The organism is Chelatococcus reniformis, assembly GCF_014640075.1.
GTDB lineage: Bacteria > Pseudomonadota > Alphaproteobacteria > Rhizobiales > Beijerinckiaceae > Camelimonas > Camelimonas reniformis.
On sequence record NZ_BMGG01000004.1, the window covers coordinates 561,253 to 586,691 of the forward strand.

General features: G+C 69.9%; 23 protein-coding genes. 15 read left to right on the forward strand and 8 right to left on the reverse strand.

What is annotated here, in order from left to right; all coding sequences use genetic code 11:
• The first annotated feature begins 59 nt into the window (after positions 1–59).
• From IEW34_RS13555 to IEW34_RS13605, 11 genes are all read left to right on the forward strand, one after another.
• Positions 60–977, forward strand: coding sequence for a TIGR01459 family HAD-type hydrolase (locus IEW34_RS13555; protein WP_188609705.1), 918 nt, complete (start codon positions 60–62; stop codon positions 975–977).
• 140 nt (positions 978–1,117) lie between these two features.
• On the forward strand, positions 1,118–1,549 hold the full coding sequence (locus tag IEW34_RS13560; protein ID WP_188609706.1) for a MaoC family dehydratase: 432 nt from the start codon (positions 1,118–1,120) through the stop codon (positions 1,547–1,549).
• 82 nt (positions 1,550–1,631) lie between these two features.
• Positions 1,632–2,633, forward strand: coding sequence for a bifunctional riboflavin kinase/FAD synthetase (locus IEW34_RS13565; protein WP_244641961.1), 1,002 nt, complete (start codon positions 1,632–1,634; stop codon positions 2,631–2,633).
• Positions 2,634–2,925: 292 nt separating this feature from the next.
• Complete coding sequence (gene ileS, locus IEW34_RS13570) at positions 2,926–5,898, forward strand: isoleucine--tRNA ligase (protein ID WP_188609707.1); 2,973 nt, start codon at positions 2,926–2,928, stop codon at positions 5,896–5,898.
• Entirely contained in the window at positions 5,895–6,392 is a 498-nt protein-coding gene (lspA, locus tag IEW34_RS13575) for a signal peptidase II (RefSeq protein ID WP_188609708.1), read from the forward strand. The genes ileS and lspA overlap by 4 nt, the downstream gene beginning before the upstream one ends.
• A 148-nt stretch (positions 6,393–6,540) precedes the next feature.
• Positions 6,541–7,203: a hypothetical protein gene (locus tag IEW34_RS13580; RefSeq protein ID WP_188609709.1), complete on the forward strand. Its 663-nt coding sequence runs from the start codon at positions 6,541–6,543 to the stop codon at positions 7,201–7,203.
• A gap of 140 nt (positions 7,204–7,343) precedes the next feature.
• Entirely contained in the window at positions 7,344–8,675 is a 1,332-nt protein-coding gene (locus tag IEW34_RS13585) for a M16 family metallopeptidase (RefSeq protein WP_188609710.1), read from the forward strand.
• A 93-nt stretch (positions 8,676–8,768) separates the two neighbouring features.
• Positions 8,769–10,058 (forward strand): M16 family metallopeptidase, encoded by a 1,290-nt coding sequence (locus IEW34_RS13590; RefSeq protein ID WP_188609711.1) that lies wholly within the window; start codon positions 8,769–8,771, stop codon positions 10,056–10,058.
• Positions 10,059–10,305: 247 nt separating this feature from the next.
• Positions 10,306–12,156 (forward strand): DNA mismatch repair endonuclease MutL, encoded by a 1,851-nt coding sequence (gene mutL / locus IEW34_RS13595; protein ID WP_188609712.1) that lies wholly within the window; start codon positions 10,306–10,308, stop codon positions 12,154–12,156.
• Between the two features lie 116 nt (positions 12,157–12,272).
• Positions 12,273–12,788 carry a GFA family protein gene (locus IEW34_RS13600; protein WP_210324497.1) on the forward strand — a complete coding sequence of 172 codons (516 nt, stop codon included), beginning with the start codon at positions 12,273–12,275 and terminating at the stop codon, positions 12,786–12,788.
• 378 nt (positions 12,789–13,166) lie between these two features.
• Complete coding sequence (locus tag IEW34_RS13605; protein WP_188609713.1) at positions 13,167–14,216, forward strand: hypothetical protein; 1,050 nt, start codon at positions 13,167–13,169, stop codon at positions 14,214–14,216.
• Positions 14,217–14,254: 38 nt separating this feature from the next.
• On the opposite strand, the gene rsmD is transcribed toward IEW34_RS13605, so the two are convergent.
• Positions 14,255–14,818: a 16S rRNA (guanine(966)-N(2))-methyltransferase RsmD gene (gene rsmD, locus IEW34_RS13610; RefSeq protein WP_188609714.1), complete on the reverse strand. Its 564-nt coding sequence runs from the start codon at positions 14,816–14,818 to the stop codon at positions 14,255–14,257.
• Positions 14,815–16,758 (reverse strand): pseudouridine synthase, encoded by a 1,944-nt coding sequence (locus IEW34_RS13615; protein WP_188609715.1) that lies wholly within the window; start codon positions 16,756–16,758, stop codon positions 14,815–14,817. The genes rsmD and IEW34_RS13615 overlap by 4 nt, the downstream gene beginning before the upstream one ends.
• 68 nt (positions 16,759–16,826) lie before the next feature.
• Between IEW34_RS13615 and IEW34_RS13620 the strand changes: the two genes are divergently transcribed.
• Positions 16,827–17,291 carry a nucleoside deaminase gene (locus IEW34_RS13620; protein WP_244641962.1) on the forward strand — a complete coding sequence of 155 codons (465 nt, stop codon included), beginning with the start codon at positions 16,827–16,829 and terminating at the stop codon, positions 17,289–17,291.
• Positions 17,292–17,326: 35 nt separating this feature from the next.
• Here the strand turns inward: IEW34_RS13620 and IEW34_RS13625 are convergent, their stop codons facing one another.
• From IEW34_RS13625 to IEW34_RS13635, 3 genes are all read right to left on the reverse strand, one after another.
• Positions 17,327–18,031, reverse strand: a complete 705-nt coding sequence (locus IEW34_RS13625; protein WP_188609716.1) for an HAD family hydrolase — start codon at positions 18,029–18,031, stop codon at positions 17,327–17,329.
• 1 nt (position 18,032) lies between these two features.
• Complete coding sequence (locus IEW34_RS13630; protein ID WP_188609717.1) at positions 18,033–18,938, reverse strand: alpha/beta fold hydrolase; 906 nt, start codon at positions 18,936–18,938, stop codon at positions 18,033–18,035.
• Between the two features lie 131 nt (positions 18,939–19,069).
• Positions 19,070–20,341 carry a hemolysin family protein gene (locus IEW34_RS13635; RefSeq protein WP_188609718.1) on the reverse strand — a complete coding sequence of 424 codons (1,272 nt, stop codon included), beginning with the start codon at positions 20,339–20,341 and terminating at the stop codon, positions 19,070–19,072.
• A gap of 314 nt (positions 20,342–20,655) precedes the next feature.
• On the opposite strand from IEW34_RS13635, the gene IEW34_RS13640 reads away from it, so the two are divergent.
• The 3 genes from IEW34_RS13640 to IEW34_RS13650 all read left to right on the forward strand — a co-directional run bounded on the left by IEW34_RS13640 (position 20,656) and on the right by IEW34_RS13650 (position 22,717).
• Positions 20,656–21,126 (forward strand): hypothetical protein, encoded by a 471-nt coding sequence (locus tag IEW34_RS13640; RefSeq protein WP_244641963.1) that lies wholly within the window; start codon positions 20,656–20,658, stop codon positions 21,124–21,126.
• 252 nt (positions 21,127–21,378) lie between these two features.
• Positions 21,379–22,197 carry a tyrosine-protein phosphatase gene (locus IEW34_RS13645; RefSeq protein WP_188609719.1) on the forward strand — a complete coding sequence of 273 codons (819 nt, stop codon included), beginning with the start codon at positions 21,379–21,381 and terminating at the stop codon, positions 22,195–22,197.
• 49 nt (positions 22,198–22,246) lie between these two features.
• Complete coding sequence (locus IEW34_RS13650) at positions 22,247–22,717, forward strand: hypothetical protein (RefSeq protein ID WP_188609720.1); 471 nt, start codon at positions 22,247–22,249, stop codon at positions 22,715–22,717.
• Positions 22,718–22,781: 64 nt separating this feature from the next.
• On the opposite strand, the gene IEW34_RS13655 is transcribed toward IEW34_RS13650, so the two are convergent.
• The 3 genes from IEW34_RS13655 to IEW34_RS13665 form a co-directional block, all read right to left on the reverse strand.
• The gene (locus tag IEW34_RS13655; protein ID WP_188609721.1) at positions 22,782–23,003 is read right to left on the reverse strand and encodes a hypothetical protein; all 222 of its coding nucleotides are present in this window, start codon (positions 23,001–23,003) and stop codon (positions 22,782–22,784) included.
• A 102-nt stretch (positions 23,004–23,105) separates the two neighbouring features.
• Positions 23,106–24,476 (reverse strand): glutamate--cysteine ligase, encoded by a 1,371-nt coding sequence (locus IEW34_RS13660; RefSeq protein ID WP_188609722.1) that lies wholly within the window; start codon positions 24,474–24,476, stop codon positions 23,106–23,108.
• A gap of 192 nt (positions 24,477–24,668) precedes the next feature.
• Entirely contained in the window at positions 24,669–25,430 is a 762-nt protein-coding gene (locus tag IEW34_RS13665) for a 16S rRNA (uracil(1498)-N(3))-methyltransferase (protein WP_188609802.1), read from the reverse strand.
• Positions 25,431–25,439: the final 9 nt, after the last annotated feature.

Consider the following 25,439-nt stretch of genomic DNA (forward strand, 5'->3'; position numbering starts at 1 on the left):
CTGAGGCCGGTCCCGCGACGAACCGGCCGCTTGAGATGTTTGAGGGAAGGGGCCTGCCCATGAGCGCCGATTCTGCCGCACCGGGTCACGCCGGGGACGGCGTCCCGTCGTCCGCCCGTCCCGTCACGCTCGTGCACGGGCTGTCGCAACTCGCCGCCGATCGGGATGTGCTGATCTGCGACATTTGGGGCGTCATCCACAACGGCATCGAATCATTTGCCGATTCCTGCGCCGCGCTGGCCCGTTTCCGGGCCGGGGGCGGCACCGTCGTCCTCGTCTCCAACGCGCCGCGCCCATTCACCTCGGTGCTGCAGCAGCTGGAGCACCTGGGCGTGCGGCGCGACAGCTTCGACGCCATCGTCACCTCGGGCGACATCACCCGTGGTGCCATCGCCGCCCGGGCGGGCGAGCCCGTGTTCATGATCGGCCCGCCGCGCGACCGGCCGATCTTCGATGGGCTCGCGGCGCGCTTCGTACCGGTAGAGGAGGCGACCTACGTCGTCTGCACCGGCCTCTTCGACGATGAGACCGAGACGGCGGAGACATATCGGCCGATGCTGACCGGCCTTGCCGGGCGAAAGGTGCCGTTCATTTGCGCCAACCCCGACCTCGTCGTCGAACGCGGCGACCGGCTGATTCCCTGCGCCGGCGCGCTCGCGGCGCTCTACGCGACGCTGGGCGGCGAGACGCTCTATGCCGGCAAACCGCACGCGCCGATCTACGAGACCGCGGTTGCCATGGCCGTCGAACTCCGCGGCAAGCCGATCCGGCCCGACCGCATTCTGGCCATCGGCGATTCCATCCACACCGATGTCGCCGGCTCGGCCGCCATGGGGTTCGACTGCCTGTTCGTGGCGCGCGGCATCCACGCGCACGAGGTCGGAGTGCCCGGCCGCCTCACGCTTGCAGCCGTCACGGCCTGGGCCGCTCGGCAACCGGTGGCGCCGGCGGCGGTCATCCCGCACTTGCGCTGGTGAGGCCGCGGTTCGCAATGGTTGCAACTGGAACCAAAGTTCAATAGCCGCGTCTTCCCGTAGCCGCTACATGCTGCAACGCAGCGATCATCGCTGCGACGCGCCAATCCGCATTGGCGAGCATTCGGCTGATCGGAGGATGCATGAAGCCCGTGTTGAGAACCTACAACTTCGAGGATTTGCGCATCGGCATGCGCGAGATCCTCATGCGCACGGTCATGGAGACCGACATCACGGACTTCGCGGCGGTCACGGGCGACCACAATCCAATCCATCTCGATGAGGTGTACGCGGCGCAGACTCGCTTCGGCCAGCGCATTGCGCACGGCATGTTCACGGCGGGCCTCGTCTCGGCCCTGATCGGCACGCGTCTGCCCGGGCCAGGCGCCATCTATCTGTCGCAGACCTTGCAGTTCCTGGCGCCGGTGCGGATCGGCGACGTGGTGACGGCGTCGGCCGAGGTGGCCGAGCTGATCGAGAGCCGGCGCCGGGCGCGGCTCTTTTGCGAGTGCGTGGCGGACGGGCGCGCGGTGATGGAGGGCGAGGCCTGGGTGGCGCTGCCGTCGCGCGGCTGAGGGCAGGGGCCTCGGCTTGACCGGAGGCGCCTGTTGTTGTCAGGGTCCGCGCGCCGCGCCTGCGGCGGCCTGCGACCGAATGATGCCCGACTCCGAATTTCCCGACTTTCCGCGCATGCAGCCGAGACGCCCGTTCTTCATCGTGCGCGGCCGCGAGCCCGCGGGCGACGATCTGAAGCACCCGGTTGTCGCGATCGGCAACTTCGACGGGCTCCACGCCGGCCACCGGGCGGTCGTCGCCGGGGCGCGACGCCTTGCCGACGAACTCGGCCGTCCGGCCGCGGTGCTGACCTTCGATCCGCACCCCCGCACCTTCTTCCGGCCCAGGGAGCCCGTGTTCCGCCTGACGCCGGAGTCGGTGGAGGCGACCCTGCTGGCGCGCCTCGGCCTCGACGGGATGATCGTGCTGCCCTTTGACGCCCAGTTGGCTGCCATGAGCGCCGACGCCTTCTTCGACGACATCCTGGTCGCGCGGTTCGGCGTATCCGGTCTGATCATCGGCCACGACTTCCATTTCGGCCGGGGGCGGGAGGGGTCGCCGTCGTTCCTGCTGCGCCGCGGCGCCAGCAGCGGCATGCCGGTCGTGGTCGTCGAGCCGGTGAACGACGGCGGCGAGCCGGTGTCGTCGAGCATGGTGCGCCAGGCGCTCGAGGCCGGCGACCTGCATCGCGCCAACACGCTGCTGGGCTACCGCTGGTTCGTGCGCGGCGACGTGAGCCACGGCCAGAAGCTCGGACGGACTCTCAACTACCCGACGGCCAACCTGCGCCTGGACGAGGGCTGCCGGCTGCGGCACGGCATCTATGCCGTGCGCGCCGCCGTGGACAGCCGGGTGGTCCACGGCGTGGCGAGCTTCGGCCACCGCCCCACCTTCGACAATGGGGCACCGTTGCTGGAGGTCCACCTGTTCGATTTCAGCAGCGAGATCTACGGTCAGCAACTCGATGTGGAGTTCGTCGCCTATCTGCGGCCGGAGGAGCGCTTCGACAGCGTCGAGGCGCTGGTCGCGCAGATGGATCTGGACAGCGCCGAAGCGCGCCGCATCCTTGCCGAGAACCCGCCGCCGCGCTCCCTGCTGGGGTAGCGCGCAGGGTTCGGCGGGGCCCGCCGGGCTCTCGCCATCGGGGAGCCGGGGCCCGCCGGCCGGTTTGAGGGCCACCGACGTCGTCGAGCCGTCTTTGCGTCCCCCGAAGTCGAGGTCCGTCCCCCGGCATTGGCGCGAGCCGGCGCCGAATTTCGGATTCGCCACGGCGGCGAGCGCCGCCGCTTCACTTGATTGCGCCGCCGTACCATGCGACGGCAGGCGCTTCGAGCCGGCGGGCGCTCTTCGGGCGGACGCCGCGCCGCCCATCTTCGGGCCTTCATGAGCCGCAGCGATGACCGATACGAGCGTGGCGCCCCAAGCGCACGATTATTCAAAGACCTTGTTCCTGCCGCAGACCGCGTTTCCCATGCGCGCTGGACTGCCCGAGCGCGAGCCCGAGATCCTCGCCCGCTGGTACGAGATCGGCCTCTACGAGCGCCTGCGCCAGGCGGCCAGGCACGACCCGCGCTTCATCCTGCATGACGGGCCGCCCTACGCCAACGGCCACATTCACATCGGCCACGCGCTCAACAAGATCCTCAAGGATCTCGTCACGCGCTCGCAGCAGATGCTCGGCTACGACAGCAACTACGTGCCGGGCTGGGACTGTCACGGCCTGCCGATCGAGTGGAAGATCGAGGAGGAGTACCGCGCCAAGGGCCTCGACAAGGATCAGGTTCCGATCCTCGAGTTCCGCCAGGAGTGCCGTGCCTTCGCCGAGCGATGGGTCGAGATCCAGCGCGAGGAGTTCAAGCGGCTGGGCGTCATCGGTGACTGGGCTCATCCCTACCTCACCATGTCGTTTGCGGCCGAGGCCCAGATCGCCCGCGAGCTGATGAAGTTCGCCGGCAGCGGCCAGCTCTACCGCGGCTCCAAGCCCGTGATGTGGTCGATCGTCGAGCGCACGGCGCTCGCCGAGGCCGAGGTGGAGTACCAGGAGCACGTCTCGACCACGATCTTCGTCAAGTTCCCGCTCGCCGGAGGCGGAGCGGTCGACGAGCGGTTGGCACAGGCTTCCGTCGTGATCTGGACGACGACCCCGTGGACGATCCCGGCCAACCGCGCCATCGCCTATTCCACCGAGATCCCCTACGGCGTCTACGAGGTGACGGCCGCGCCGGAAGGCAACTGGGCCAAGGTGGGCGAACGCTATCTGCTGGCCGACGGGCTGGCCGAAGGCGTCTTCCGGGCGGCCAAGGTCGAGAGCTTCGCGCGCATCGCCGACGTGACCCCTGACATGCTGGCCGGCCTCGCGGCGCGCCATCCGCTGGCCGGCCGCGGCTACGACTTCGGGGTGCCGTTGCTGCCGGCCGACTACGTCACCGCGGACACCGGCACAGGCTTCGTCCACACTGCCCCCGGCCACGGCGCTGACGACTACATGACCTTCGTCAGGAACCGGGCGACCTTCACCGCGGCCGGGACGCCGGAGGTGCCCCATACGGTGCGTCCCGACGGCCTCTACTTCGACCACGTGCCGCTGTTCGCCGGCGCCCGCGTCTTCGACGACCAGGGCAAGGAGGGCGATGCCAACGCCCGCGTCATCGCGGCGCTGGCCGAGGCCGGCATGCTGGTGGCCCGCGGCAGGCTGCGCCACAGCTATCCGCACTCCTGGCGCTCGAAGGCGCCCCTGATCTTCCGCAACACGCCGCAGTGGTTCATCCCCATGGACAAGGACCTCGCGGCGCCGGGCGACACCTTGCGCGCACGCGCCATGACGGCGATCCGCGAGACGCGCTGGGTGCCAGCTGCGGCCGAGCATCGCATCGGCGGCATGGTCGAGAACCGGCCCGACTGGGTGATCTCGCGCCAGCGCGCCTGGGGCGTGCCGATCACCGTATTCGTGGACAAGGAGACCGGCGAGACCCTGGTCGACGAGCGGGTCAACGGCCGCATCGCCGATGCCTTCGAGGCGGAGGGCGCCGACGCCTGGTTCGCCGACCCCAGCGGCGAGCGCTTCCTCGCGCCGGACTTCGATCCGGCGCGGTACGAGAAGGTCGACGACGTGCTCGACGTGTGGTTCGACTCCGGCTCGTCCCACGCCTTCACGCTGGAGCAGCGCGACGACCTCAAGGTGAAGCGGCGCTCCCCCGGCAGCCCCATAGCCCCGCTTGTGGCCGGCAAGCTGCACGATCAGGTCATCTACCTGGAAGGCACCGACCAGCACCGGGGCTTCTTCCACTCCTCGTTGCTGGAAAGCTGCGGCACGCGCGGTCGCGCGCCCTACGACGTGGTCGTCACCCACGGCTTCACGCTCGACGAGCAGGGCCGCAAGATGTCGAAGTCGCTCGGCAACACGGTGGCGCCCCAGGACGTGATCCGCCAGTCGGGCGCCGATATCCTGCGGCTGTGGTCCGCCTCGGTCGACTATTGGGACGACCAGCGCATCGGTCCGGAGGTGCTGAAAAGCGTCACCGACCAGTACCGCAAGGTCCGCAACAGCCTGCGCTGGATGCTGGGCTCGCTGCACCATTTCTCCGGCCACGACATCGTGGCGGTGGAGCGCATGGCCGAACTCGAGCGGCTGATGCTGCATCGGCTGGCCGAGCTCGACCAGGTGGTGCGCGAGGCCTACGCCGGCTTCGACTACAAGAAGGTGGTGACGACGCTGGTACCGTTCCTGACCGGCGACCTCTCGGCCTTCTACTTCGACGTCCGCAAGGACACGCTCTATTGCGACCCGATCTCCAGCACCGCGCGGCGCGGCGCGCTCACGGTGATCGATCAGATCTTCCGCTGCGTCACCACCTGGCTGGCCCCGATCCTGTCGTTCACCGCGGAGGAGGCCTGGCTGTCGCGCTTCCCGGCGGCGGTGTCCGTGCACCTGGAGCGCTTCCCCATTCTGCCGGCCACGTGGCGCGACGAGGCGCTGGCCGAGAAGTGGGGGCTGGTGCGCCGGGCGCGCCGCGTCGTCACCGGTGCCCTGGAGATCGAGCGCGCCAACAAGAGCATCGGTTCGAGCCTGGAGGCGGCGCCCATCGTCCACGTCGCCGATCCGGCGGTGCAGCAGGCGCTCGCCGGCCTCGACTTCGCCGAGATCTGCATCACCTCGGCGATCACCGTGGTGCCCGGCGAGGGGCCGGCGGAGGCCTTCCGTCTCGACGACGTCGCCGGGGTGGCCGTGGTGGTTGCCAAGGCCGAAGGGCGCAAGTGCGCCCGCTCCTGGAAGATCTCGCCGGAGGTGGGCAGCGATCCCGAGTTTCCCGATCTCACGCCGCGCGATGCCAAGGCCATGCGCGAGTGGCGGAAGGCCGCGCACGCATGACGCCGGCGAAGGTGGGCGCGCTCTGCGCGCTCGTGACATTCGTACTCGATCAGGCGAGCAAGCTCTGGCTGCTGTTCCGGGCAGACCTGCCCAACCGGGAGCCGATCGTGCTGGCCCCGTTCGTCGAACTCGTCGCGGTCTGGAATCGCGGCATCTCCTACGGGCTGTTCCAGATCTCGGGCGATGCGTGGCGGATGGTGCTGATCGCCGGCTCGCTGGGCGCGGCGGCCCTGCTCGGCGTCGGGATCTGGCGGGCGCAGTCGCGCTTCCTGGCCGCGGCGCTGGGACTGATCGCCGGCGGCGCGGTCGGCAACGCCGTCGACCGCATCGCCTATGGCGCGGTTTTCGACTTTGTTCACTTCCATGTGGGATCATTCAGCTGGTACGTGTTCAATGTCGCCGACGCCGCCATCGTTGCCGGAGTGGCGACACTTCTGTATGACTCGCTCCTTGGGGAAAGGGGCTCCGGGGCGCGCCAGCGGAAGAGTCGCTGAAGCCGCCTCATAAATGTCGTCGCGTCGGCGCCTCCGCGGCCGGTTGGTGCGGACCGCTCGAGGGTTGGCTTGATCCATTGGCGCTGCGGGCACGCGTGTCCGGCGACATCGGGTGAGCTGCGGCTGACGCACTGGGACAGGAGACGGAATGGCACGCGCATCGATCACGTGGGCGCCGCTCACGCTCATCGCCCTGGCTTGCACCATGACAGGCCCGGTGCAGGCGGAGGAGGGCATGTTCATGAAGAACATGCTTACCAACCTCGGCATCATCGACGACGAGAAGGCGGCTGCGTCGATCAACTATCGGGAGCGGGCACCGCTGGCGGTGCCGCCCAAGCTCGACCTGCCGCAGCCATCCGCCGGCCCCGGCGCCCGCGAGGCGGCGTGGCCCAACGATACCGATGTCGTCAAGCGCAAGCGCGCCGTCGCCGAGCGCCAGCAGCCGGTGCCGTTTCCGAGCGACAACCGCCCCTCCCAGGGCGCTGTGATGAAGCCCGACGAACTCAATCGGACGCCCAAGCGCACCGCCAAGGGAGATCAGCCGGGCCCGCGCGAGGTCTATGGCGATGGCCGGCTGTCGACCTGGGTCGATCCGGACGAGCTAAAGAAGGGCACCGAGACGACCGATCCGAGCAAGCTCGCCTACGGTCAGGAGCCCGAGCGGGGCACGCTGCTGCAGCCGCCCTCGGGCTACCGCATGCCGGCGGGCAACGCGCCTCTCGCCTCCACCAAGAGCGAGCCGGTCGGCGTCGTCAACCGCGACAACCGACCCGAGCGCGACTGGCTCGGCAGAAGCAACGACGACTGATCTCAATTGCCGCGCGCGAGGCTTGGTCGGCCTGACGTCGGAGGCCGAGCCTCGTGCGCTTGCATGCATGCGGGCAGGCACCCCATGTCTGGCGCTGTGCGGCGCCCGTCGCGCGCCATCGTGAAGCAAGGTGAGCCCTTATGATCCAAGCCCCGACCAACGGCCTGCGCACGGATGAGCGCGCAGTGCCGTCGCGCGACGCCAGGGGGCCGGAGGTCTACGCGTCGACCCTCGACAACGGGCTCGACGTGGTGGTCATCCCGGACCGCCGCGTGCCGGTGGCGACCCACATGGTGTGGTACCGCAACGGCTCGGCCGACGATCCGCTAGGCAAGTCCGGTATCGCCCACTTCCTCGAGCATCTGATGTTCAAGGGCACCGAGGCGCACCCGGAGGGACACTTCTCCGACGTGGTCGCTTCGGTGGGCGGCCAGGAGAACGCCTTCACCTCCTTCGACTACACCGCCTATTTCCAGCGGGTGGCGAAGGAGCATCTGGGCACGATGATGAGCTTCGAGGCCGATCGCATGAACGGCCTCGCCTTCGACGAGGCGGTGGTGGCCCCCGAGCGCGACGTGGTGATCGAGGAGCGGCGCATGCGCACCGACTCCGATCCCGACGAGCAACTCGGCGAGGCCATGGCCGCGGCCCTGTTCACCCACCACCCCTACGGCAACCCGATCATCGGCTGGATGCACGAGATCGAGGGCCTCACCCGCGCCGACGCGCTTGCCTATTACCGCCGCTTCTATACGCCCGAGAACGCCATCCTCGTGGTGGCGGGCGATGTGGCCGAGGCCGAGGTGCTGGAGCAAGCGGCCGAGACCTATGGGCGCATCCCGGCCCGCGGCGAGCGTCCGCAGCGCTTTCGCCCGCGGGAGCCGGAGCCCCACGCCTCGCGCCGCGTGACCGTGCGCGACGGCAAGGTCGAGCAGCCGCTGCTGCGGCGCCTCTATCTCGCGCCGTCGGTGATCACCGCGCGCTCGGGCGAAGCCTTCGCCCTCGACGTGCTGGCAGAGATCTTCGGCGGCGGCCCGACCTCGGTGCTCTACCGCGACCTGGTCATGGACAAGAAGGCGGCGGTCTCCGCCGGCGCCTGGTACATGGGCAACGCGGTGGATGCGACACGGTTCGGCGTGACCGCCGCGCCGCGCCCCGGCATGCCCCTCGGCGATCTGGAGACCATGATCGACGACACCGTTGCCGATTTCATTGCCAAGGGCGTCGACGAGGCCGATTTCCAGCGGGCCAAGACCCGGCTCGTCGCCGAGATGGTCTACGCCCAGGACAGCCAGGCGACGCTGGCGCGGGTCTACGGCTCCGCATTGGCGATCGGCGAGAGCCTGGAGGACGTGAGCGAATGGCCGAGCCGCATCGAGGCGGTGACACCGGATGCCGTCATCGCGGCCGCTCGCACCGTCCTCGACGCCCGCCGGGCCGTGACCGGCTACCTCGAGCCGGAGCGGGCCTGAGCGCCGTTCGCTCGTCCGCTAGCAGCGGCGGCAGCCGCACCTCTCTCCCATGGGCGAGGCCTTGCGGGCCGCCCCATTCCTCCGAGTACGCCCATGGCTTCCCCCACCACGACCGACACCGCGACCCGCGCCGCCGCATCGCCCACCGTCACCCGTGTGACGTCGCCGGGCGGGCTGGAGGCCTGGCTGGTGGAGGAGCACGCGGTGCCGCTGGTGGCGCTCGAGTTCGCCTTCCTGGGCGGAGCATCGCAGGATCCCGCCGGCAGGCCCGGCGTCGCCAATCTGCTCTCCGGCCTGTTGGACGAAGGGGCAGGCCCGCATGATTCCGATGCGTTCCAGAACCTGCTCGCCGACCGGGCGATCGAACTGCGCTTCTATGCCGATCGCGACACGCTGCGCGGCTCCCTGAAGGCGCTCACCACGCACCTGCCAGCCGCGATCGATCTGCTGCGTCTGGCCGTGAACGAGGCCAGGCTGGACGCGGATGCCGTGGCGCGCGTGCGCGGGCAGGTGGAGGCCGGGCTGCGCCACGAGCTCTACAATCCCGACAGCCTCGCCGGGCGCGCCTTTTTCGCCAATGCCTTCCCGGGCCACCCCTACGGCCGGCCGACACGCGGCACGATCGAGAGCGTCGGCGCCATCACCCGCGACGATCTCGCCGCCTACGGTGCGCAGGCGCTGGCGCGGGACAATCTGCGCGTCGCCGCCGTCGGCGCCATCAGCGCCGACACGCTCGCGCAAGTGCTCGACGACGTGTTCGGCCCCCTGCCGGCGGCGGCGCGGCTCACGCCGGTCGCCGACGTGACGGCGGCAAGCCCGGGCGGGCGCCAGGTGATCGACGTGGACGTGCCGCAATCGGTGGTGCGCTTCGGCGGCCGCGGCCTCAAGCGGCTCGATGCGGACTATCTGCCGGGCTACGTCATGAACCACATCCTGGGCGGCGGCGTGTTCTCGGCACGGCTGTTCCGCGAGGTGCGCGAGAAGCGGGGCCTCGCCTACGGCGTCTCGAGCTCGCTGGTGCCGATGCGCCATTCGGCGCTTTTCCTTGGCGGCACGGCGACCAAGAACGAGCGCGTGGCCGAATCGCTCGAGGTGATCGCCGCCGAGATCGGCAAGCTCGCCGCCGACGGGCCGGATGCCGAGGAGCTCAGGCTCGCCAAGCAGTATCTCATCGGCTCCTACGCGCTCCACTTCGACACCTCGACCAAGATCGCCGGCCAGTTGCTGCAGATCGCCGTCGAGGGGCTCGGGATGGATTACATCGACCGGCGCAACGACCTCATCGAGGCGATCACCGCCGAGGACGTGCGCCGGGCCGGAACCCGCTTCCTGGCACCGAACGAGCTCATCGTCGTCGTCGCCGGCCGCCCCGTGGGCGTGTGATCGCACGACCCGGTCCGGCGTTCGCCGGGCAAAGGTTGCGTAGCCCCTTGGGCGAGCGCGAACGCTGCTAATATGACCGGGCGAGTCGGCGTGCCCGCGCCCGGAGCCTAGAGCATTTTTCCATTGGATGAGGGCCATCCAATGGCAGAGAAATGCTCATAGTCTTTTGAATCTGGAGCGCTTCTCAGCGATCAGGTGATTCCACCCAATCGCTGAGGAGCGCTCTAGCCGACGCACCGGAGCAGCCATGGCCGTCCGCCGCCTCGATCCCGTGCTGGTCGACCGCATCGCCGCCGGCGAGGTGGTCGAGCGGCCGGCCGCGGCGGTCAAGGAACTGGTGGAGAACGCACTCGATGCCGGCGCCGGCGCCATCGAGGTGGTGATCGACGCGGGCGGGCGCCGGCTGATCCGCGTGAGCGACGACGGCGTCGGCATGGACGACGATGACCTGGCTCTGGCGGTCGAGCGCCACGCCACCTCCAAGCTGCCGGACGGGGATCTCACCGCTATCGCCACGCTCGGGTTCCGCGGCGAGGCGCTGCCCTCGATCGCCGCCGTGGCGCGACTGGCGCTGACGACGCGGACGGCGTCCGCGGCGAACGGCTGGCGCCTCGTCGTCGACGCCGGCAGCAGGGGGCCGGTCAAGCCGGTGGCCGCTGTGCGCGGCACGCAAGTCGAGGTGACCGGCCTGTTCCAGGCGACGCCGGCGCGGCTCAAGTTCCTCAAGACCGACCGGGCCGAGGCGCAGGCCGTGGCCGACGTGGTGAAGCGCCTCGCCATGGCCCATCCGGCCGTCGGCTTCACCCTTGCCGGCGAGCATCTGACGGCGCTGACGCTGCCGCCCGAGCGCGGCGGCGATGCGCTGCTGGCACGTTTGGCGCGCCTGCTCGGCCCCGATTTCGCACCCAATGCCATCGCCATTGAGGCGGCGCGCGAAGGCATCGGTCTTCTCGGCCACGCAGGCCTGCCGACCTACCACCGCGGCAGTGCGGCCCACGTCCACATGATCGTCAACGGCCGGCCGGTGCGCGACAAGCTTTTGCTCGGCGCCGTGCGGGGGGCTTATGCCGATGTGCTGCCGGCAGGCCGCCACCCGGCCCTGGTTCTCGTTATCGCTTGCGACCCCCGCTTCGTCGACGTCAACGTGCATCCGGCCAAGACCGAGGTGCGCTTCCGCGATCCGGGGCTGGTGCGCGGCCTCGTCGTCGGTGCGTTGAAGGAGGCCATCGTCCGCGCCGGCCACCGCGCCTCCACGGTGGGCGGCCTGCGCACGCTCGACGCGATCCGCGGCCTCCGCAGCCATTCCGCTCCGGCTGCGGTGCGGCCCGCTAACGTCTCCTACCGTCCCACCTCGGCCGCGGCGCCACCGGCCGATTGGCAGGCTCCGCGCGGCTTCGGCGAACCGCCGCCGGCCGCCTATGCACCCCAGGGGGCTCTGCCGGGCCTGGCCGAGCCCTCGGCCGACGCGCGGGCCGGCTGGCCGGCGTCGGCGGCGGACGGCGATGGGCTGGGCGCGGAGCGGCCGCTCGGGGCGGCGCGGGCCCAGGTGCACGAGACCTACATCCTGGCGCAGACCGCGGACGGTATCGTCATCGTCGATCAGCACGCGGCGCATGAGCGGCTGGTGTACGAGCGGCTGAAGGCGGAGCGGGCCGGGCGCGGTATTGCTCGTCAGCTGCTGCTGGTGCCCGAGGTGGTCGACCTCGATCCACTCGAGGCCGACCGCGTGGTGGCCGCCGCCGACGACCTGGAGCCGCTCGGGCTCGTTGTCGAGAGCTTCGGCCCGGGGGCGGTGTGCGTGCGCGAGGTGCCGGCGCTCATCGCCCAGGGGGATGTGCGGCGCCTGGTGCGCGACGTGGCCGACACCTTGGCCGAATGGGGCCAATCCAGTGCGTTGGATGAGCGCCTCGAGCATGTGCTGGCAACCATGGCCTGCCACGGCTCGGTGCGCGCCGGCCGCCGCTTGAAGCCGGAGGAGATGAACGCCTTGCTCCGCGCGATGGAGGCGACGCCGCTATCCGGCCAGTGCAACCACGGTCGTCCGACCTACGTGGAGCTCAAGCTCTCCGACATCGAACGGCTATTCGGCCGGCGCTAAAGCGCGAAGCGCTCGAGCTGCGCCGCCGCCAGGACACGCTCTAAGTCGTATTTCGTGGGCACATCGTCGCTCATAGTACAGCCAGACCATCACGAACAATGGAGGAGTGGCAGCCGATGACCGCGATCACCTGCGCGTGCGGTACGGTGCGGCTCGAAGCCGAAGGCGCGCCCATGCTGTGCGCAGTCTGCCATTGCTCGAGCTGCCGGATCGCCGGGCAGGAGTTTGACGCGCGAACCGACCTGGAGCCGATCGTGGATGCCAGTGGCGGGACGTCCGCCGTGTTGTGGCGGAAAGATCGGGTGCGCTGCGTGGCGGGATGCGAGCGATTGGAGCCGCATCGGCTGACGCTGGGTTCACCGACACGGCGCATGGTCGCTTCGTGCTGCGGGGCGCCGATGTTTCTCGATTTCACCAAGGGGTTCTGGCTGACGGTCTATCGCGGCCGTGTCGAGCATGCGCCATCGCCGTCGATCCGCGTGATGACCGGCGACGTGCCCGTCGGTGTGGTCCTGCCCGAGGATGGTTTGCCCCGCGTTCGCGGTCATTCAGGCAGGTTCATGCTCAAAATGCTCATGACGCGGCTGGGGATGGGGCTCCGCAGCCCGAGGGTGACGGGGGTGGCCGACTGACGCCCGCTGGTGGGCGGCCCGGCGGAGCCCGCGTGATGGCGAAGCCCGCGTTGGCCTGCGTGGCTCCGGTCACGGCATCGCGCCATGCGTGTCTCAATTGGAGGCGGAGCAAGTTCCAGGTGGCTTACTCAGCCTGCACGGTTTGAACGCCAATACTTTCGGGCATTTGCCTTGGGCTAATCGAAATCGGTAGCTCTCACTCCGCGCAACGCGGCTTTTGGACCGCTCTTATTGAGTTACGGTAGATGGGGGATGTCCATTCGAACAGCTGGAATCCATCCGATCGAATGGACATGTTCAAGTCTTCTGATCGGTCGCGCTCGGCAATGCGTTTCATGCACGTACGCATGCTCTTGCGCGCGTCGTGGATGTGGAGGCATGGGCACCCAATCGGATTTGCCCCGGCATCGGAGCGCTTCGCTGTTTGCCGCCGCGCCGACACGCGGCCGGCCGGCTGACGAACTGGCGCGGCAATGCGAGCGCATCGCCGGCCTCTGCGACGAGGCCTTGCGTGCGGCCGAGCACGGCGAAGCTGCCGCCGGCAAGCTCATCCGCCGGATCGAGCAGGCATTGCGCGCTCTCAATACCACTGCGATGGAGGGTGTAGCGCACGCCGACGTCGGACCGGCCGCGCAGGAGCAGCGCCGGGCTGGGGGCGAGACGGTGCGACGCCTCGCGCTGGCTCTTCACCACGACTTCTGGTGGATCGACCTGCCGGCACGGCTGAACGACCTGCTGGCGACCGAGTTTGCCGATGCCGAGGGCTTGATGCTCGAGCTGGGTCGTGACCGGGCCGGCCTCGACCACGTCCGCGAGGCCGCGCGACAGCGGGAGCAGGAGGCCGATCGCCTGCTGCCCTACGGTGCCGATCTCGGCAGTCCCTTCCCGGGGCGCGTGGACATCTCCCGTGCGGGGCTCCGCTGGCCGCACCATCATCTGCCGCTGGAGCGCATCACCCGGTTGAGCTGGGGCTCGCGGAGCAACCGGCTCGGCGGCATGCCGATCGGCAGGGTGTGGACGATTTCGGTCGGCGACGACCAGCAGTGCCACGTCATCCAGGGCGGCGACCGGGTGGTGTATGCCAGCATGGTCGACCGTTTATGGCGCACCGTCGGCATCCGGCTCTACACGCGCATGCTACTCCGCCTCCGGCGTGGACACGTGCTGGCCCTGCCCGGCCTCAACGTGAGCGATGACGGCGTGGAAGTGCTCAGGCGCCAATGGTTCGGCGAGCGGACCGAGCGTTTGGGCTGGGACCAAGTGCATGTGGCTTCGACGGACGAAGAGCTCCTGATCCAATCCAAGAGCGACAGGCGGGCCTACGCCGCGCTGTCGTACGAGAAGCACGACAATGTCACCATCCTGGAGAACATGATCTGGAAGCTCAAGGACAGCGGCAAGTCGAAGCCGAGCGAACTGCTGGGCTGAGGTTATCGCTTTGCCGCCCCGGCGGGGAGGCCCTCGTCTCACCCAGGCGCGCCCACTCGCCCGAATGCCACGGTGGTCTCGCCGTAGTCGCGCCGCTCCAACTCGGTGAAGCCGTCGGGCCAGCTGAAGCCGGCACCCTCGGCCTCCTCGACGACGAGGAGGGCGTCGGGGCGGAGCCAACCGCCGGCGAGCGCGCTGGCGAAGGCCTGCTCGGCCAGGCCCTTGCCGTAGGGTGGGTCGCAGAACACCAGCGAGAACGGTGGCAACGGCGCGGCGGCGCCGAGCCGCACCGCATCGCGGCGGAACAGCCGGGTGACGCCGCCGAGGCCGAGCGCATCCACATTGGCACGGATCAGGCCGCGGGCCTCGGCCGACTGATCGACGAAGAGGGCGAAGGCGGCGCCGCGCGACAGCGCCTCCAGCCCCATGGCGCCGGTGCCGGCGAAGAGGTCGAGCACCCGCGCACCGTCCACCGCGTCGTCGTAGCCGTGGGCCAGCACATTGAAGATCGTCTCGCGCAGGCGGTCGGAGGTCGGCCGGATGGCGAGCGACTTCGGCGCCGCGAGCGAACGGCCCTTGAACGCGCCGGCAACGATCCTCACGGGCGGCGCGGGCCCGAGCGTGGTCCGGGCTTCGGCCCGCGGCCAGGGGCGGTGCGCGGGCTGCGCGGGCCGTCCCGGTGCCGACCGGGCGGGCCGTCGCGGCGGGGGCCCGAGCGCGGGCCGCCGGCGCCGCGGGGCGGCCCGGAACGCGAGGCGCCTGGTCGCGGCTCACCCTCCCGGAATGAACCGGGGGAGCGAGCTCCGGGTCGCGTCGGACCGCGGCCCGGCGCGCCGGAGGGCTGCGGCCGATCGGCGCTCCATCCGGGCTTTGGCCGGCCGCCGCGCTCACTGCGCCCCGCGGCCGGGCGCTTGTCTTGCCGCGCCGGCTCGTCGCGACGCTCGCGCCCGCCGGCGGTCGGCCGATCCTCGGCTCCCCGTGATCCATCCCGGTACTGCTCCCGGAAGCCTTCGGATCGCCGGCCGCCGTCGCGTCCACCCGATCGTCCTCGGGGGGACTCGCCGCTCCGCTCCGGAGCTGGCCTCCGCGTCACCCGATCGGGCAGCGCGCCGGCCCGATGGGCGTTCCGCGGCTGGCGCTCCCGCTTGTCCTGCGTCTTTTTTGCCGGCTCGGCGGCGACAACGCGCTCCACCAGCACGGTGCGTCCGTCGGGCCGCGCCACGCGGCCGGCGCGCACGTGCCCGCGGGTCGCGCTTTCAGTGCGGGCGGCCTTGGGATCCTCCCCCCGCCGCGGCTTTCGCGTGCCGCTGCCGCGGGCAAGCTCGGCTTCGTCGTCGCGCCAGATACTGTTCTTGGGCTCGAGCGGATGCCGCCGCGACGGGGCGGTGGACGCCTGCTGCGGTGCGCCGCGCGCGGCGCCGGGCTCGTCCGCGCGGCGGGGCCGGCCCGGCCCGAAGCCATCGCGCTCCCGCGACCCTGCCGCGCGTTCGCCGCGCGGGCGGCCCCGGCCATCCTCGCGGCGGCCCTCGGCTGGCGCATCCGCGCCGGCTGATCTAGGGCGCGGAGACGCGCGCTGGGCAGGGCGCTGCGGTGCGGCAGCCGGCTCCCGCTCCTGGAGCGGCGAGGCGAAGTCGACGCCGGCGCGCTGGGCCAACTCTTCGCCGAGCTGGTCGCGTAGCACCCGGGTGCTGATCTCCTCGACTGCGCCGTCCGCCATATCGCCGAGCTGGAAGGGGCCGAAGGAAAGCCGGATCAGACGATTCACCTGCAACCCCAGGTGCTCCAGCACCCGCTTGACCTCGCGGTTCTTGCCCTCGCGCAGGCCGATCATCAGCCAGATGTTGTCGCCCTGCTGGCGCTGGATGCTGGCCTGAATCGGGCCGTAGTGCATGCCATCGACGGTGATGCCTTGGGAGAGCCGCTCCAGAGCGTCCGCGCCGACCGAGCCGAAGGCGCGCACCCGGTAGCGCCTGAGCCAGCCGGTGTCGGGATGGGCAAGAACGCGGGCCAGGCCACCGTCGTTGGTGAGCAGCAGCAAGCCCTCGGTGTTGATGTCGAGCCGGCCGATGGAGATGACGCGCGGCAGATCCGGCGGCAGGCGGCTGAAGACCGTGGGTCGTCCCTCCGGATCGTGCTTGGTGGTCACCAGGCCTGCCGGCTTGTGGTAGAGCCAGAGGCGCGTGCGCTCGCGCGCCGGCAGGGCTTGCCCATCGATGGTGATGCGGTCGCCGGGTCCGACATTGATGGCCGGGGATTGCACCGTGCCGCCGTTGAGGGTCACACGGGCAGCGGCGATCATGTCCTCCGCGTCGCGCCGCGAGGCGACTCCGGCACGCGCGATGACCTTGGCAATGCGCTCGCGGCCGTCGTCCCGCTGCGGCTGCTCGGACTTCGGTCGCCGTTGCGGCTTCTTGCCCGCCGGCAGCCGCCCGCTGCCCTCCGCGGCGCCCTGCGGTCGCCGCGGCGGTCCGCGGCGGTCGTCGCGGTTTTTCGAAGGGGGGCCCTTGCGAGCCGGACGATCTTTGTCCGTTCTGTCGCTCATCCCCGCCTGATAGCAGAGGTCGGAGGGCTAAGCGAGGCAAGGAACGCATCCGATGCGGACGAGGGACGATGAGTGACGACGGCCGGCCGGCGGAGCCCCGCCCGATGCAGGTGGCGCTCGCCGAAGCGCAGGCCGCGGCCGCGCGCGGCGAGGTGCCGGTGGGGGCCGTCGTGGTGCGGCACGGCGAGATCATCGCCCGCGCCGGCAATCGCCCGCGCGAGCTCTCGGATCCGACCGCGCATGCGGAGCTCTTGGCGATCAGGGCAGCTGCACACCGGCTCGGCAGCGAGCGGCTGATCGGCTGCGACCTCTATGTGACGCTCGAGCCTTGTGCCATGTGTGCGGCGGCAATCTCCTTCGCCCGCATTCGCCGGCTCTATTTCGGGGCCGAGGACCCCAAGGGCGGCGCGGTGGCGCACGGCGTGCGCTTCTTCTCGTCGCCGAGTTGCCATCACGCGCCCGAGGTCTATGGCGGCTTCGCCGAACGGGAGGCCGCCGGCCTGCTGAAGACATTTTTTCGCGAGAAGCGGTGATGCCGGGCCCCCGGCGGCCGGCGGCATTCCCTGGCTCAGCAGCTGTGCATCGGTCCGAGCAACCGTGCCGCGATCACCTCCACCTCCGCCCAGGACGATGCCATGTGCACCGCACCCGCTTCCTGAAGTCTCGCCGCGTGGCCGTCGCGAATGTGGGAGGCGGCACACAGCCCGATCGCCGTCATGCCGGCGGCTGTCGCAGCCCTGATGCCGCCGGCGCTGTCCTCGATGACGAGGCACGCGCGCGGATCGACGCCGAGCCGGCGCGCCGCCAACAGGAAGATGTCCGGATACGGCTTACCGCGCGCCACCTGGTCGGCGCTGAAGACAGTGCCGGCGAATTCCGCCTCGAGGCCCAGAAGCGATAGACACAGCGCCAGGCGGTCCGCCGAGCTCGATGAGGCGATGCAGCGAGGGACACCGCCGAACTTGCGGATGAAGGCACTGGCGCCCCGCACTTCCTGCAAGTCGTCGCGAAACCGGTCCAGGGTGGCAAGCTTGAGGCGCTCCGCGAAGTCGGGCGGGAGGGGCTTTCCCACGTCCGTTTCGATCGCCGCCATCACGTCGACGGAGCGCCGGCCGCAGTAGCGGGAGAGGGCATCGTCCAATGTCGTCGGTGGGCCGAGGGCGCTGACGAACTCGGCCAGCACCGCATTCGCCAAGGTCTCGCTGTCGGCCACGACGCCATCGAAGTCGAAGATCAGCGCGCTCGATGCCTGTTCCCGCGGGACGGTGCCCACGTCACGTCGTCAGGAACGGCAGCACGGCGTCGAGCGTGCCCTGCGGGTTCTCCTCCGCCACAAAATGGCCGGCCTTGACCGGATGGCCCGAGGCGTTCGGCGCGAAGGTGGCGCGCCAGGCGTCGAGCGGGCCGGCCCCGGTGGCGGCGATCCCCGTCTCACCCCAGACCACATGGGTCGGGCAGCCGAGGGTCTTGCCGGCGTCGCGGTCGGCCTGGTCGCAGCCCAGATCCGTGCTCGCGCCGGCGCGATAGTCCTCGCAGCACGCGTGGATGCGGCTGGGATCGTCGAAGAACGCCGCATAGTGGGCCAGCGCCGCGGGGTCGAACGCCTCGAGCGTGCGGCTCGCCGTCCAACCCGCCAGCGTATGCTCGAGGTAGAAGCACGCGCTGGGTCCGATCAGGCGCTCGGGCAGGGGCTCCGGCTGGGCCAGGAACAGCCAGTGATAAGCCCGCATCGCGCGCTTGGAATCCATGCTGTCCCACATCGCCAGGGTCGGCACGATGTCGAGCAGGACGAGCTTGGCCAGGCGGCCGGGATGGTCGAGGGCCAGCCGGTAGCCGACCCGCGCGCCGCGGTCGTGTCCCATGTAGGCGAAATGCACATGGCCGAGCGCCTCCATGACGGCGATCACGTCCTTGGCCATCTCGCGCTTGCTGTAGACCGTGTGCGCCTTGTCGGCTCGCGGCACGTCGGACCAGCCGTAGCCCCGCAGGTCGAGGGCGACCACCTGGAAGTGTTCGGCGAGCTTCGGCGCCAGGCGATGCCACATGACGTGCGATTGTGGATAGCCGTGGACGAGGACGAGCGGCGGCCCGGAGCCGCCGGAACGGGCGAAGATGCGTCCCCCGGCGGCGTCGATCCAATGGGACTGGAAGCCCGGAAACAGATCTGCAAGGTCAGCCATGGTCGATCTCCCGTCCTGGGCCCGCCGGCCGTGAATGTCCGTGCAGCCGCATGCTCATCGCGCGGCACGGACATGCCCCACCCATGAATCTAGCGCGGCAAGCGGGTGGATTCACGCGAACGCGGCCTGAGCTAGAGGCGGATCGCCAACACCTTGTCGACGCGGCGGCCGTCCATGTCGACCACCTCGAAGCGCCAACCCAGCGCCTCGACGCTGTCGCCCGTCGCCGGCAGCCGCTGCATGGCGGCGATGACCAGGCCGGCGACGGTGTCGTAGTCTCGCTCCTCGGGCAGCCCGACGCCGACGATGTCGGCCATTTCGTCGGCCGGTAGAGAACCGGCGAGCAGCCATGAGCCGTCCTCGCGCTGGATTGCGCTGTCCTCCTCGGGTTCGTCCGAGCGGAAGGCGCCGACAATCGCCGCCAGCGCGTCGGCCGGTGTGACGATACCCTCGAAGTGGCCGTACTCGTCGTGGACCAGCGCCATCGGCACCGCGGCGTGCTGAAGCGCTTCCAGCACCCCGAGCGCATCGAGCGTATCGGGGACCACCGGGGCTGGGTGCAGATGGGCCCGGACGTCGAGCGGTCGGCCGGCGAGCACCCCCGCCAACAGATCACGGACGGTGACGACGCCGACGACATCGTCCGGATCCTTGTCGATCACCGGCAGGCGGGAGTGCGGACTTGCCTCCACGCGCGCCCGCATGGTCGCTTCGTCGTCGCCGAGGTCGAGCCAATCGACATCCGTGCGCGGCGTCATCAGCCCGCGCACGGAGCGGTCGCCCAAGCGCAGCACGCCGCCGATCATGCGGTGTTCCGCCGGCTCGATGACCCCGGCCGTCCGCGCTTCCGCCACGATCGTGCGAATCTCCTCTTCGGTCACGGCCGCGGCGGAGGCTGCCCTGGAGCCAAGGATGCGCATGATCGCCTGCGTGGTGGAATCGAGAAACCAGACCAGCGGGCCGGCGGCGACGGCGAGCGAGCGCATGGCCGGGGCCATGGTGCAGGCGATGCTTTCCGGATTGCGCAGTGCCAGATGCTTGGGCACGAGCTCGCCGATGATGACCGACAAGAGCGTGATGACGCCGATCACCACCCCGTAGCCGATCGGCTCGGCAACGCGCTGGGCGAGGCCCTGCGCCGCGATCGACGCGCCGAGCCGCTCACCGAGGGCCGCGCCGGAAAAGGTTCCGGCGAGGATGCCGACCAGCGTGATGCCGATCTGTACGGTCGACAGGAAGCGTCCCGGCGCCTCGGCGAGCGCCAGGGCCGCGGCCGCGCCCGGCCTGCCGCGCAAGACGAGCGCCTTGAGCCGTCCCTTGCGGGCGGAGACCACGGCCAGTTCGGATACAGCGAAGAGCCCGTTCAAGACGATCAGAACGGCCGCAATGATGAGTTCGAACACGGATCATGTCAGGCCGGCCCATCGACCGGGCGGCCGCTCCCTTCGCAGGCGGGAACCATGGCCGCTCGGCGGTTGCAAATCAACCGCGGCTTGACGGTGGCATCGGCTGCGGCGGCGATGCCCGGAGACTTGACAGTTCGCTCACAGCGATGTTCATCTTTCGTTCATGCGGGAAGCCGCAGTTTACCGTCGGTGACGGGCCGCGGCACCAGCCGATTGCCCTTCGCCATGGCAATGTGGATTTCGCCGGCCGGCGCTTAGAGCGGCCTGGTTTCCGGGGCGTGCCGGCCGCTCCAAGACGTGGGGGATGTCCAATGAAGATGCGTATTGCCGGAGTTGGCTCGACCATGCTGGCGGGCGCCATGCTGGCCGGTGCCATGTTTGCCGCGGCCTCGCCCGCGAGCGCTCTCACCATGCAGGAGTGCAGCGCCAAGTATAACGCCGCCAAGACGGCCGGTACGCTGGGCACCCAGAAATGGAACGATTTCCGAAAGGCGGAATGCGGGGAAGGGGCGGCGGCTCCCGCTGCTGCCGCCGGAGGCGCGCCCGCCGCGGCCGCTCCGGCCGCAGCTGCTCCTGCGGCCGCGCCGGCGGCTGCCGGCAGCGCCGTCTTCCCGTCGGCGATCTCGACCAAGTATTCGAGCGAGAAGCCGGGGGTGGCGCGCCGCAAGACCTGCAGCGATCAGTACCAGGCCAACAAGACGAGCAACGGCAACGGCGGCCTCAAGTGGATCCAGAAGGGCGGCGGCTACTACAGCGAGTGCAACAAGCACCTGAAGGGCTGACGCGCCCCGACAACACGGCGGGCCGGGTCGAGCGAGGGCGCCACAGCGGTGCCCTCGTGTCTTTCGACTAGTCCGGGCAGTCCATGCCGACACGGGCACGGGCGCCCGTGTATCACCTCGCAGGATGGCGGGCGTATCCGTCATGCCGGCCATGAGCACCGATCGCTTGAGCGCGCCCGACTTTCGTCTATAGACCGGCCACGGGCTTGCGTCGGGCAGATGCAGCTCCGACAGGCGGGGAGGCGTTAGGTGATGGCTCAGAACGAGACGGGCTCGGTACAGGCCGTGCCTGCCGGCTGGACGCGGCTGCACGCGTTCGACGCGATCTCCAATTTCCGCGACTTCGGCGGCTATCCGACCGATGGCGGCCGCTCGGTGGTCACCCGCCGACTGTTCCGCGCTGCCAACCAGGCGCTGGCGACCGACGCCGACCTGACGCGGCTTGCGGCGCTCGGCCTCGAAGTCGTCGTCGACCTGCGTCGGCCCACCGAGCGCGCCGGCCAGCCATCGCGCCGCCCGGCCGATTGGCTGGCACAGGTGATCGAGAATGATTTCGGCGACGAGGCCGAGCCGCCGCACCTCACCTTCCTGCGGCAGGGCGACGTGTCTCCCGCCACCATCGAGAGCTATCTTCAGGGCTACTACCGCGCGGCCCTGTTCGAAGAGCGCCATACGGATCTGTTTACCCGCTGCTTCGCGGCGCTGAAGACGTTGGACGGGGCCATCCTCATTCATTGCGCTGCCGGAAAGGACCGCACCGGGCTCCTGGTGGCCTTGATCCAACTGGCGCTCGGCGTGCACCGCGACGATGTCATCGCCGACTACCTCCTCACCAATGCGACGAGCCTCGTCGCCGACCGGATGGAGACGGTGCGCAAGTCCCTGACCGAGGGGCTCGGTCGGGAGGTCCCGGAGGCCGCGGTCCGCGCCTTCCTGGGAGTCGAGGCGCGTTATCTGGATACGGCGCTGCGGATCGCCACCGAGCGGTGCGGCTCGATCGACAACTATCTCCGCGAACTCGGTGTATCCGAGGCCGACCAGCGGGCGCTCGTCCAGCGTTTTACCAACTGAGCTGCCGGGCTACGAGATCCGGGATGGGCCGTGAAGGTGCGTTGTCGCCATGATCGAGCAGGTCTTCAGCAAGAACAGGCATGATAAGCTGGGGCTGACCTGGAAGGCCTGGGCAGCCATCGCCGTGGTGGCCGCGATCGCGGCCGGCGGGATGCTCCTGCTCGGCGAGGCCGCCGACGACACGCCGGTCTCGGCGACGCCCACGCGTGAGCTGACCCCGCAAGAGCAGGCGGTCCTGGTCAAGGCGCTGTCGCCGGGGCTCAACCAGCCCGCGACCATCCAGTGGCGCTGGCTGCCGCTCAGCACCAAGACCTTCGAGAAGGGGCAGGGGCGCTATTGCGGCTACCTCAACGCCAAGGATGGCTTTGGCAACGATCTGGGCTTCCAGCCGTTCCTGTCAGCCGTCACGACCTCGCACGGCCACATCGACTCCGGCGAACTGGCCCTGCTGGCGACGGACGACGAGGCGCTGGCGACGGTCAAGCGCATGTGCGCCCAATCCGGCTACGAGATTCCCTGACGGCAGGCGCGTTGACGATCCACGTCGCGGCCCGGCGCGGGGCATGATCACTTTCAGATCAGCATCAATTGCTGCCGCCGACCTCCCTGGCGAGCGACAGGACATGCTTGGCCACGGCGCGGCTGACGTTGCGCTTGTATTTGCGGTGGACGAGCTGGCCATTGTGGTAGATGTCGTGCTCGACGTAGAGCCGCTCGCCGTCCCAGCGCAGGACGTTGTCGGTCTCGGTCGTCTCGACGACGCCGAGGTCCTCGATGAAGCGGCCTTCGATCTGTTTGTCGAGCATGGCGTTCGTCCCCCTTGGAGTGCCTTGCCTATTCGTTTGCGGCTGCGCCGCTGCGGAGCATGGGCCCGTCGCGGCACGCTGTCCATCCGATTGCCGGTGCGATCAGAACACGCATTCCTGAAAGGCCGGCTGCACGGATCCGCCCCAGGTGCCGTGATATGCGGCGAGCCAGCGCTCTGCCGCCGAACGCCCCTCGGCGATGATCGCCTCGAGCGGCTCCAGATAAACGGTCTCGTCGCGACCGAACGGGTCGAGCCTGGCCCGCGCGGCGAGGCCACCGCGCGCCAGCGCCACCGCATCGCGGGCCACGGCGAGAACGCTGCGCCCGCCAACCGTTGCGTGTAGGCCGCGGCGAGGCACGTCGTCGCGCAACTGCTGGCGCTCCGCCGCCGACCAGGTCCTGGCCAGGTCCCATGCAGCATCGAGGGCCGCTTCGTCATAGAGCAGCCCGGTCCAGAAGGCCGACAGGGCCACGATCATCGCCGTCGGGCCCACGTCCGCCCCGCGCATCTCCAGGAAGCGCTTCAGGCGCACTTCGGGAAAGATGGTCGAGAGGTGGTTGGCCCAGTCGGCCAGCGAGGCCGTCTGGCCGGGCAGGGCCGCGAGCCTGCCGTCCAGCAGGTCGCGGAAGGAGGCGCCGGCGACGTCCACGTAGGTGTCGCCGCGCTTGACGAAGTACATGGGGACGTCGACGGCATAGTCGACGTAGCGCTCGAAACCCATGCCCTCCTCGAAAGCGAAGGGCAACATGCCGGTGCGCGCCCTGTCGGTGTCGCGCCAGATCTCCGAGCGCATCGACAGGAAGCCGTTGGGCTTGCCCTCGGTGAACGGCGAGTTGGCGAACAGGGCGGTGGCGATCGGCTGCAATGCCAGCGATACGCGCAGCTTCTTGACCATATCCGCCTCCGAAGCGAAGTCCAGGTTCACCTGGACCGTCGCTGTGCGGAACATCATGTCGAGGCCGAGCGTGCCAACCGTCGGCATGTAGCGGCGCATGATGTCGTAGCGCTGCTTGGGCATGAACGGCGTCTCCGCCCGGCTCCACAGGGGGCTCATGCCGAGCGCCAGGAAGCGGATGCCGAGCGGCTCGGCGATCTGCTTGATCTGGGCCAGATGCGCGTTGGTCTCGCAGGCGGTCTGGTGCAACGTTTCGACTGGGGCGCCCGACAGTTCGAACTGGCCGCCCGGCTCCAGCGAGATCGCGCCGCCGCCCGTCACGTCGTAGAGGCCGATCGGGTGATCGCCCTCCACGATCGGCTGCCAGCCGAGCAGGTGGCGCATGCCCTCGAGCAGCGCGCGGATACCGCGCGGTCCGTCGTAGGGCACTGGAGCCGCGCCGTCCGTATAGAATGGAATCTTCTCGTGCTCGGTGCCGAGACGCCAGTCGGCCTTGGGCCGGCAGCCGCCTTCCATCCAGGCGATCAACTCCTGGCGCGAGCCGATCGGCGTCGAGTCGGAAACGTCACGCGCCATGTTCACCTTTCCGAAGCGCCTGCGGCCACAGGCGGTGGCACCGGCCCGCGAAACCGGGCCAGGGGAGGAGTACATACGGGCCTTGCCGTCGGCCCGCAATCGGGCAAGCGGAAGAGCTGTCGCGGCCTATCAGGCTACGTCGTGTACATACAAGAAGGCGGCGCGCTGGGCAGCCCCGCGTCCGCTTTCGCCTCAGCCCTCCGCGACCGCGGGACGGGCGCCGCCGCCCCAGTCCCCCAGCTTGGCCTGGACCAGCGCCAGGGCGGCGACAGCGGCCGTGTCGGCCCGCAGAATGCGCGGGCCGAGGGAAAGCCGAACGACGTTCGCGCGCGCCCCGATGAGCTGACGCTCGTCCGGGGCAAAACCGCCTTCCGGCCCGATCAGCAGCGCCAGCGGCCCCGCCGGGGCGGCCGCGAGCGCGGCGAGTGGATCGGCCTGCGGCGCTTCCTCGTCGCAGAAGATGAGGGTGCGTCCCGCTTCCAGATGGGTGAGCGCCTGCGGCAGCTTCTGCTCGCCGGCGATGTCCGGCACGGCGACGAGACCGCATTGCTCAGCGGCTTCGACAGCGTTGGCGCGCATGCGATCGAGATTGATGCGGCTGGCCTGGGTGCGGCGGGTAAACACCGGCAGCAGGCGGCTGGCGCCCATCTCGGTCGCCTTCTGCACCATATAGTCGAGTCGCGCATGCTTGAGCGGGGCAAACAGGTAGTGCAGATCCGGGCCGAAGCGCTGGGGTTGCAGCTGGGCCTCCAGCTCGAGGGTCACGCCGCTGCGCCCGGTGTCCGTCACCGTCGCCTTCCACTCCCCGTCGCGGCCGTTGAAGATGAGCACCGGCGCGCCGACCTCCAGTCGCAGCACGGTCGCGAGATAGTGCGACTGCTCCTTCCCCAGGCGGAGCGGTTGATCGGCATCGAAACCCTGTTCGACGAACAGCCGCGGCGTGCGGGCAGGGATGTCGGATGG